This window comes from candidate division WOR-3 bacterium (assembly GCA_039801365.1).
Taxonomy (GTDB): domain Bacteria; phylum Hydrothermota; class Tepidihabitantia; order Tepidihabitantales; family Tepidihabitantaceae; genus JBDRUN01.
This window is the reverse complement of record JBDRUN010000090.1, coordinates 1-10,075: the sequence shown is the minus strand read 5'-3', so window position 1 is coordinate 10,075 and position 10,075 is coordinate 1. Positions and strand designations below refer to the sequence as shown.

9 protein-coding genes are annotated in these 10,075 nt (G+C 56.9%); all 9 read right to left on the bottom strand.

The annotated features are described in order from the left end of the window. The coding region (gene cas1 / locus ABIL25_09720) for a CRISPR-associated endonuclease Cas1 (protein ID MEO0082543.1) at positions 1–774 on the bottom strand (774 nt) is incomplete at its 3' end. 282 nt (positions 775–1,056) lie between these two features. Beyond that, positions 1,057–2,319 (bottom strand): TIGR02710 family CRISPR-associated CARF protein, encoded by a 1,263-nt coding sequence (locus ABIL25_09715; protein MEO0082542.1) that lies wholly within the window; start codon positions 2,317–2,319, stop codon positions 1,057–1,059. Positions 2,320–2,338: 19 nt separating this feature from the next. Continuing rightward, a complete protein-coding gene (csm5, locus tag ABIL25_09710; protein MEO0082541.1) occupies positions 2,339–3,490 on the bottom strand; it encodes a type III-A CRISPR-associated RAMP protein Csm5 in 1,152 nt (383 codons plus the stop codon). Positions 3,491–3,493: 3 nt separating this feature from the next. Further along, positions 3,494–4,501: a type III-A CRISPR-associated RAMP protein Csm4 gene (gene csm4, locus ABIL25_09705; protein ID MEO0082540.1), complete on the bottom strand. Its 1,008-nt coding sequence runs from the start codon at positions 4,499–4,501 to the stop codon at positions 3,494–3,496. Next, entirely contained in the window at positions 4,476–5,312 is an 837-nt protein-coding gene (gene csm3 / locus ABIL25_09700) for a type III-A CRISPR-associated RAMP protein Csm3 (protein ID MEO0082539.1), read from the bottom strand. Before csm3 ends, csm4 begins: the two co-directional genes overlap by 26 nt. Beyond that, positions 5,309–5,737: a type III-A CRISPR-associated protein Csm2 gene (gene csm2, locus ABIL25_09695; protein ID MEO0082538.1), complete on the bottom strand. Its 429-nt coding sequence runs from the start codon at positions 5,735–5,737 to the stop codon at positions 5,309–5,311. The genes csm3 and csm2 overlap by 4 nt, the downstream gene beginning before the upstream one ends. Positions 5,738–5,746: 9 nt before the next feature. Further along, the gene (cas10, locus tag ABIL25_09690; GenBank protein ID MEO0082537.1) at positions 5,747–7,975 is read right to left on the bottom strand and encodes a type III-A CRISPR-associated protein Cas10/Csm1; all 2,229 of its coding nucleotides are present in this window, start codon (positions 7,973–7,975) and stop codon (positions 5,747–5,749) included. Then, the gene (gene cas6, locus ABIL25_09685) at positions 7,972–8,841 is read right to left on the bottom strand and encodes a CRISPR system precrRNA processing endoribonuclease RAMP protein Cas6 (GenBank protein MEO0082536.1); all 870 of its coding nucleotides are present in this window, start codon (positions 8,839–8,841) and stop codon (positions 7,972–7,974) included. Before cas6 ends, cas10 begins: the two co-directional genes overlap by 4 nt. 355 nt (positions 8,842–9,196) lie before the next feature. After that, the gene (locus tag ABIL25_09680) at positions 9,197–9,877 is read right to left on the bottom strand and encodes a PKD domain-containing protein (protein MEO0082535.1); all 681 of its coding nucleotides are present in this window, start codon (positions 9,875–9,877) and stop codon (positions 9,197–9,199) included. Positions 9,878–10,075: the final 198 nt, after the last annotated feature.

The window sequence follows — 10,075 nt, the reverse complement described above, 5'->3', positions numbered from 1 at the left end:
CTTCAGGATACCCCGGTTCACCAAGTCAAGAGTGAGCATGTCCACCAGCGGATGTCGGAACTCTTCGCACAGGTCGAGCGCCAAGGACGGCCGGCCATAGCTTGTGGTATGAAAGAAGCCGAGATAGGGGTCGAGTCCGACTGCCGAAACAGCCGAGAGAAACTCATTCGCCAGCATCGTATAGCCGAGACTCAGGAGCGAGTTCACCGGGTCGGGCGGCGGCCGGCGCTCCCGACGCTCAAAGGACATCCGACGAAACATCCGACGAAAGGCGTCGAAGTAGACCGCTGTCGCCCGGCCTTCTAGCCCCAGAAGCCCGCCCGCCGCAGTCTTGCGGTCAACTTGGGCAAGTAACTGGTTCAGGTCGCGTTGGGCGGTGGTGAAGTCGCATTCGGGCCGATTGTGGGCAAAGCGTTGTATCAGCCGGAGCTGATTCCTGACTTTGCCTGCAACGATGCGCCGGGCAACAGCAAGACAGAAGTCCGGCTTGCGGCAGAGTTCGTACTGAGCTACGCGCAGGGGTATATTTTTGGAGCGGATGGGTTCCAGCGTACCTTTGAGTCGGCCTTCCATTGAAAGAAATGCAGTCGGGATACCTTCGGACAGCAGTAGTTCGAGTGCCTGCGTGGTAATCTGACAGTAGCCGAAGATGAGCACCCGTTCAACCTTGATGGTTGGTATGTCAAGCAGAACCGCATCATCGCGCACGACCAGAAGCCGCCGCGATTCGCGGGTGAGCTTTGCGCCCTGTTCAGTCACGTATAGTGTAGCCATATTGCTGGGGAGACAGGTAGTAGGGAGCAGATGGTAGAGAGCAGTTCAACGGCTGGCTCGTCGGTCACCCCTCCGGCTTTCCGGTCATCCCCTTTCTGCCTACTCCCTTTCCGGCTACTCCCTCTCCGGCCACTCCCTCTCCGGCTTTCCGGCTACTCCCTTTCTGGCTACTCCCTCTCCGGCCACTCCCTTGCAGTGAGTAGTGAGTACGCAGAAGAAAAGCACTCCAAATTGTCTAAAGAGCAGGGCAATCTTCAGCCGCTTCGGTCGCGGACAAACATCCTAGAAGTCAGGCGGCCTGACCTCATCGGCGCGTGCCTCGATATCGGGCACAAGACGTCTGAGCCAGCCGATAGCATAGCCCAGAAACTCGCGTGACCCTTGTTCGTCCATCGTGACGTTGCGATGTTCGGGCCACAGTTCATTGCGTGCTTTGAGTTTGCTTTTGAGTCTCTTTAGGTCGTTTACCGAAGGGCTATCACCTAGTAGAACCTTGTCGCCGAGCACGTAGAGCAGGCTCCACGTGTCGAGTAGGCCAAGCTGCTCCCGGATGCCAGAATCTGTGCCGTGGATCTGCTTCTGAAGGTCTCGGAATGCGGTGTCGTGCTGGATGCGAATTTCGGGCTGAACTTTGGATGCGTCTATGCCCTTTAGGGCAAGGCGGTGCTGACCGGCAAGCTCAAGCAAACGATAGGCGGCGATGGCCGCCATATTGGTCTGCCCGGCTTCAAGCCACCTCCGGGCTTTGGCGACAAGCGAGACTGCGGCCGCTTCGAAGTATTCGGTTCGCTTGAGCAGTTCGAAGTACTGGTCGCGGTTGTCGTCCTTCAGTTTTTCCAGCAGATTGAGCTGGCGTTTCCAGACCTCGCGCTGGGCGGCAAAAACCTTGAACTGCTCTGATCTGGCGATTGCCTTGGCAAGATGGTCGCAGGCCTGACCAAAGGCAAAGTCGTCCCAGGCCGCCAGCGCGGCGCTCACCAAGCGCTTTACCTCGCAACTGCGCGGGTCAGGAATCCGACCGCACATTGCTTCGTAGAGCATCTGCGCCGCCCGGTAGTCACCGGCCTTGAACAAACTATCAGCGTGCGCCTCTTCGATACTGCCGAAGACCTGATACGGGTTGGTCAGCTCGGCGAGGAACTCACTGCCAGGCACGGGCCGGCGTTTCTCAGGGTCGAACGCGCGGAAGTCAACATAGTACACCGGCATCTCCAGCAGGAACCCGGCCAGGGCCGCGCCGGCGACCATCGCCTTCTTGCCGCCGGTGATGTCGAGGGCGACTCGTTTCGCCTGATAGCGGGTATGGAGCTCCTTGACTACCCGATATGTCTCCTGGGTCTCCAGACCCTGCATTACTGTTTTGTCAAACTGGCTGGGAAGAAGTCTTCTGTCCGCGACAACTCGATCAATGTACTTCTCCGAATCAGCCGTGCAGACGAAGTGGACCCGTTTGGGCTGGAGTTTCTTGATGGAGATGATGATCGGCTCCGGGCTGGTGCCGACGAGCATCAGAAGGACTTCCGGGCTCTGATTTGCTATGCTCATATCCCTTTCTCCCTCTCCTTCACTTCCTGCTTTCCATACTCATCTGCGCCCAGCCAAATACGCCCGGTCTCCTGTTGCGAATAGCCATTTCCCGGGAAACCGGAAAGTCGGTGAAGCGACGTCGGCCTTTACCGAGTCGGTATGCAACCACAACGTCTTTGAAGATAGAGCTTCGGTCTTGGCGCAGAAGTTGGCCTATCGTCTTCTTGTGCCAACCAGTGCCTTTGCCCAGGCAGAGCAAGACCTCCCCACGCTGGCGACGTTCCTTCAGATTCTGGTAGAAATCCACAGTTTCCTGCGGCTTGGCCGGGTGATTCCGAAAGTAGGCGAGCTCATGGGCTATTATGTCATCAGCAAACCGGTTCAAGCATGTGAATATGTCTCCTATGGTCTTCGGGAAACAGGCTGGCCTTACCGGGCGCCATGCGCCGCACGACGCCAGGGCGGAATCGTACGTTGCGCAAAGCCGAAGCGAGCCGCTAGTTTCAGTCAATGCTTCATACCAGTTCCTGAACCCTAAAGGTTGCGTGCTCGAGAGCCGCCTGCCTTGCACAACAGTGAGAGTCTTGTGGCAATCAAGCGGCGATGAGTCGCTGAATGACCACAGGCGCATGAGGTCGTCATGCGCGCCATTGCCGTCGGTGAATACTAGCTGTTCGACAGCGGACCCGTCACCAGGTTCAATCCGTGGATTGCGTGCTACGATCACTTGTTTCAAGCGGGAAAAGGTCTCCGGTGAGGTCGCGAGCAGGTAGTATGCTATGGCGGTCCTCACCGCTCCTTTGACAGAGCTGCCGGGTATGTATGGACGCGAGTAGGCTGTCTTTGTGAATTCCCAGATGGTTGAGACATTTTCGCGCTTGGCAGACGCCTTAATGTCCTGCAAGGTATGACGGTCTGTCTTGTCAGAGTTAAGAACCAGAGAAGCGTCTCTCAGGACGAGTTCGCCCGCTCGAGTCTCCCAGAGAGGCGTGCGTTGTTCGGCCAAGAAGCTCTGGTCGGCAATGCGGGGATACTTCTGAATGAGCTGATCCAGGTCCACGATTAGAATGCGGTCGGGGTTTTCTTGTGGGATGTATTCCTGAGGAAAGTACTCCCGACCCGATCCGATGTGTATCGGACTGAGGGGAGTAAGTTTCAGGTAGTAGGTGGCTTGAGTCTTGGCATCCATGGTTCACCTCATACGGACAGCAAAGGCAAGGCCGTGCTGCAGTATGCTTCCACCGTCGGGCCGAGTTCCGACCTCCACCAGCGTTCCGTAGTTCCTGCAGCCGTCCATTTCAGGAAAGCTGGACCCTTCTTCCAGCATCAGCACCGACTTCTTCCAGATGTTCGACGTTGGGGAAAATCCACTTTCTACCTTGCCCTTGCGTTTCGTTACCGAATACCAGGCTTGATCAAGGTTTTGGCGGAAGAACGTCCACTCATCCGGTCGCGGGTAGTATAGCGATAGCGTCACCCAGCGCCTGCCACCTACCGGTTCGCAGAAGGGGAGTCCGTTGCTTACTTCAAGCCTGTACCCGCCTTTGCCGACCGAGCTATCACCGCCCAGCCCCTTGTCACCATAGTAGCGAAAAACAGCGAGGATTTTTTTCTCCCACTCTTCGGCCAGTCGAACAAGGATAAAGGCGTCTGTGTCCGGGCCGAAGAACCACTCGGTTGAATGATAGAGCATCCCTTCGAGCGCGGCTCCTGAAAGCCGGTCAATTGCGTTCCCGGGCACGACTTCCGATCTTGCGCTCAGCGTTTTCACTCCGCCTTTGGAGAGAATCTGCCTGTCTTCGGAGAGCTGCACCTTGTCCTGTAAGAGCCACTCCCACAGGTTCTGGTCGGTCAATCCTTCCTGGATGAAGTACTGAAACAAATCGCCGTCTAGGTACCTGACCTTACGAAAGCTCTTGGCTAGGTCATGGTGATTCTCGTCGAACTGCAGTTCTGCAGGGCAGGACTTTGGCTTGGGAAAAAGATGTGTCGTCTGTCCGCCAACGGTTAGGCAAGGAAACGCCGACGAGGTGAGCAGCGCAGGATTGTCGTTGGTGTAGCTCTCAAGGAACTGCTGAAGCCTCTCTTGGCCGTAGAGTAGCCATAGGCCCCAACACACCGCACCGAAGAGTGTATCGGAACGAGGCAGGGAGTTCTTGAACCCGGTCGGACACCTAAGATGCAGCGTCAGCGCTTTCATTGGCTTCTTGCAGTTTCTTTTTGATTGCATCCTTGAGGGTGCTGATATTCGTATCCCTGAGGAAGCCGAAGGAGATGGTAGTGCCAGACGTTCCCTTCTCATAGTCTGCGGTAGTCCGAAGAAGAACACCCCCGCCAAGGTTGAAAGAGACCTTTCCTGAGCCGCGTGAACCATATCCGCCCAGTGCAGAGTCTTCCAGCAGGCGCATGGCCTCAAAGACGTAGCGAAGATGATCGAGGTCGGCAATGTCCTGTTCCTCATCCACCTGAAATAGCCCATACACCATCTCAAGCGTGAACTCGGAACCTTGCGGCACACGCTCAATGGTGCGCGGTGTCCCCTTGGCCGTTATTCGATTCAGGTAATTCTCTGATTTCCATTCGGCCTTGGGAAGTCCTTTTTCAGCCTGCAACCGGTCGAGCATCTTTCTTGTCTCTTCCGTCGGATGTGCGTCCCGGATCAGGAGCCGGGTCGGCCCAACGGCGCGAGCCTGCTCTGCTGGCGCACCGAAAGAACGACAGACTGGACAAGAGGCGTCTTCACAGCTGTGGACTTTGCCGACGGTGCTCTCCTTGTTTTCATTACTGGCGGTGACGACCTGGACGAGCCCTTTGGACCATTCCAAGAGGCTGCGCATTTTCCCCTTGATTGACGAACCGGGAATGTAGGGGTATCCCGAAACCGGGTCGCGGATAATCGGATTGTCCATTCCGCCGATTTCATAGCCTTCAACCATACCGCCGATGTGCAAGGCCGTCTCGCACCTGATGGTGCCAGAGATAATCACGTTTCCCAGGAACTTGTAGTTCATTGTTCCTCCTCGTTGCTTGGTCGCGAGCCAGCGTAGAAGTACCCATAGACGCATTCGAAGAACACAGCGAAGTCCTTGACCGCCTGGGCCACGTCGCGGCCATCCAGTACCCGGGTGATGCATGCTTTCAGAAAGCTCTCCAACTTCTCCATGTGCGGACGCTGACTCCTGCCGGCTCTCTGGACGTCATAGGCCAACCGCGATAGTACGAGGCGGAGTTTAACCTTGGCCTGCTGTTCGGTCGCACCACTCTCAAGCATGCGACGCAGACCCTTGATGTCGTCGAAGTACTGGCGCATCTTGCTGGTGGTGACGCCGCACAGTTCCCTACCCAGTTTTTCAGCTTCTGCCAGTATGTCGTTGTCCAAGAAGCTCTTGGATTCTTTGCTTATGCTTGTCTTGAACTTTTCGAGCACAGCAGACATTAGACCTCCTTAGCTTCGTGTTGCCAGAAGTACCCAATTTGCCCATAGGGGCGCAATTCTCATCATTGTGGGCATCCGGGCGAGCAGCATGGCGTATAGCTCGCTCGGCCTTCCGTCCTCGGTCTCGGCGGGCACATTGCGCTTCAGCAGATAGAGGAACCTCGGAACCCAACCGATGTCCTCCCTGCCGTCGGAGAAATGCGTCCAGTAGATTCCCAGAATATTGTACACGAACCTGCGCGCCAGGCGTTTTGACTCAATTCCCTTCTTGATTTCTTCTGCGAAAGCAAGTGCTTCGCATGCTTGCGGCCAGAAACAGGGAAACTCGAAAACGGCAAGGGAGTTCTTTTCCCGTCCATTCGACTTGTTCCCCTTGGCCAGGCCTTCCAGCTTTTCCTTCGCTACCCTTGCCGCGATGCCGATGGGGAATGCGTGTTTGAATAGGTGCAGTCCGGCTGAAATACTGATGTGGTTGTTGCCGCACGTGTAGGTCTCAAGTTCGTTCTGGAGCTGATGGGCAAAAGCGATCGCCTCATTCCAGGAGGCGACGACGAAGGCGTCGTCTCCACCGGAGTAAAGAATGTAGGCGGTACGATAACCGGAGGCAAGTTCGTTCAGGAAGCCGGAGAAGAAAGTGTCTATTGAACGGCTCAGCGCGGCAATTCTCGATATCGTCCGGTTCTCGCCAAGTCCAAAGAGGAATATCTTGCCGAGGTTGTCCATATCCATTCGCAAAGCGCCGAGGAATCTGGCGCCAAGGCACATCTTCTCCAAGTCTTCGAAGGTTAGCGTACCGCGATTGTCCTCCGGAACCTGCTGGCCGAGAAACCTGAAGCCACAACCCACGTGTGCCGGCACAGAGGCAACTGGCATCTCCGTACTGTTGAGCGCGTAGATTTCAGTTGCTCCAGCCGGTATGTCCTGCAGGTTTTGGGCGAAGCCCCAAGAAACGCCAAGTCCACTAAACTCGACAACTGAGTCCACCGTGGACATACCGGCCGCCGGCATGCGATAGAGGTAGCTGCTGCGAGGAATTACCTGGCCGATTCGCTTGTGTCGGGCACATTCCGCACAGAGGGCTTCGGTGCTGTCGCTACCGCAGACGCGGCACACGTCGCCGGCCAGAGCGAAAGGCTGGTGATACGATACCACCGACGCAAATTTGTGCTGTTTTGCCTTCTGCAGCTCAAAACCGAGTCGGTCCAGGGACTCTGCAAAATGGACTAACCCGGTTTCGTCGATGTCCACATGGGCAAGTGCCAGTCCGAGTTCTCCCTCGAAATGCTCCAAGAGCCAGTTTTCGAGTCGGGCCGCTAGTTTGTCCGTCTCAGCGTTATCATGGGCCAGAATGGCGAAATTGCCGCCGCCGCACCACAGGACATTGGTCGCGGGCAACCCCAGTTCTTCGAGCACGGACAACGCAATCGTATCGGCCAGCAGTGCTACGTAGAACGAACGTCCACGCAGGCGGTGCGCCATGCCGGATTGAGCTTCGTCCGGGGATGCAAGGCGGTAGATAAAGTTCTGGATGCCGGCGATGTCGCCGCCGATCAGTCGAAATGTGCCAGGATTGGCAGACGCGAAAAGTGCCGCAGCGATGGCGGCGGACGACTTTAGATGATCGTAGAGCGAAATGTCGGGTTCAGAGCCATAAACCGCGCTCGGAATACACCAGGTGTACCTATGAAGGATATGGGTCAACGAGGTGAGGAATGGTCCGAAATGAGGGTTCTTGTCACGGAGAACAGATACGTCCTGAACGAACTGTTGCCAGAGCGAACGGTACTCGGTGGTGAGGTCAGGTGATGTCTGTGACTCAAGCGGGAAGATATCTGCCTTCCTGATGGAAAGCGGTCGCAGCCTGAATCCGTTTTCGCACCACCGCGGGCGATAGACCCGACCAAGGATGGGAACGAGTCTTGACTGCGAGATGGCGCCACCCGAGTCGGGAATTCTTTCTCCGGCTGACAATCGGTCCGCGCGCGCTACGATCTCTGAGAGCCGATCGCACGGCCTGTGATGAAACAGAACAGGAGATCCGGCCGCCTTGAAGGAGTCGGGCAAGTAGTTCTCAATAAACCATGCGCTCCACTTACTGTGCGCTCCGTGTGCACCGAAGTCATCTTCGGCAAAGTATTCGTAGCCGGCTGGTTGAACCCCGGTGCGCTGGGCGAACTTGCCGATGTCGTGCAGGAGCGCGGCCAGGACTACGGTCTGGAATTCGCGGTCATTGTTCATCCCACCTCCAGTTCATATTTTCCCATACCAAAGCTTGTGCCCTTGCCGACGTGCAAAAGTTCGCCCGCACGTAGGAAGGGCAGAAATGGGCCGATGTTGCCTTCGTAGGTAACCGTGCCCGTCATTCCTTCCATTTCTACTTCCCGCTCCTGGCGGCCGGAGTAGCGACGCCATTCGTACCCGGCCAGATGCATCTCGCTCGTTCTTACTTGCTGCGCCTGTTTGATGAGTCCGGTATAGTCAAGTTCTACCGGCTGGTCGTGAAAGTAGGCCAGAAGCCCGAGCCGGCGTAAGAGCGAACGGATGAGGATGTGAAAGTCAATCCTGCGGCACATACGGCCAGCGTAGGTGATGCGCGTGGGTGAAAGAAAGTTCAGTTTCACTTGGCCGCAACGGTCTGCGCCCGGCCGTAGGTGCAGTCGTTGTTTGCGCAGGGGAGCGCGAAACGTATGCGCGGAGGCATCGAACAGAATCGTTCCGTCCTGCGTGATACTTCTGATTTTGAGCCGCGGCCGGCCCGGACCTAGACCCTGAGCGGCCATCTGTTCAAAGGCAAGAACAAAGTAGGGGAGGTACTCTATGGCGCGGCCGATGAGAACAAGGTTGAAGGTCAGGGCAGCGCCGGCTGAATACTCAATCCGCTCTTCGTGCGGCGGCTCGATGACGAATGGATGAGGTACAGTATCATACCGGCGCATGATGCCGGCACCCTCTGGTCTGGGCGTGAGAAATACGTACGACCAGGCGCACTTCTCCCTGAGCAGGCAGTCACCGCACTCACGTTGAGGAAACGGACAAGCTACGCGACGGAACGCCAGACCGAAACCACCGCGAAATACCGCGCCGGCAAAGCGCGGCAGGCGCACTGGGTCTTGAGCAGTGAGCTCGATGCTCAGTCTAGCAGCAACGATGATTCCCCCCGTGAGTCGCCAACCCTGTTCTCCATGTTGTAAAGGTCATGATTGCTGTAGTCGGACTGAATCATCCTACCGCCGCTGATTTCGGCGATATTCTGGCCAGAAAAGAACGAAAGTCAAGCGGAAAGCGGCCCGATTTGGAGCGGTTCGGCGTGAAAGCCGGCATCCAGAATCTGCGCCTCAGCCTCTTGCCCCAGCCTGTCCTTACCGAGTCTCCGAGTCTTTCTAGCGTTGAAAACAGGGTCTGGCCGGCTTGGGCCAGCGTCAACCCCTCTATCGGTGTCAGCCCTGCTTCGTTGCGGGCTCAGGGCAGCGAGTCGAGTACGGTCAGGAAGTGGACGTTTGACCAGTCCGATAGGAGGCCCTTTTCATCCCTGGCCCTTGCCCTGAGCATGTACTCGCCGGCTGTCGTCCACGCATGCAACATCTTGACCCTGGTGCCGCCACCAACCAGCGCACTCCAGAGCGATGTGTCACCATCGCCCCAGTCGAACTGGTACGAGATTCGATCCGCATTTGGGTCGGTTCCCGCGGTCGAGAATTCTGCCAGCGAATCAACCAGACATGTGTCCGGCCCACTCGGTATCTCCGGTATGCTGGGTGGCAGGTTCACAGTATCGGCAATGGCGATTTCGTGCCAGTTCGACCACATCGAGACTAGGCCCTTTTCGTCTCTGGCCTGAACCGAGACTTTGTAGTTGCCCGGTAACGGCCAAGCATATTGTGCACTTGCCGTGTCGCCAGACCGAAACAGGGTTGTCCAGTCCGATGTGTCGCCGTTGTCCCAGTCGAACCTCAAGGCAACAAGGTTGCCGTCCGGGTCGGTTGCAGTGGCAGTAAATCGACAGGCAATTCCCACCCGTCCTGCATTCGGGCCGTCTGGCGGCGACGGCCGGTCAGGCGGCAGATTCTTGCATCCGAGCCAGCCGAGCACTAGTACCGCAATACCTGCGGTCACACAGTCCTTCGTCCTACGGTTACTCATCTCACGCTCCTGTTCAGGTTGCAAGATTGTACCCGAACTTGTCCAAGTCTCAACCCGAACTCGATATCCGTGGTTTGACTCAGGGCCGCCGCCGAGTATCATACCGGCCGATGGTTAGGCGCCCGCTTGTCGCGATCAGGCGTGAGGACAAGAACGTGTGGGAACGCCGTTCACCTCTGATTCCGGAGCAGGTCAATC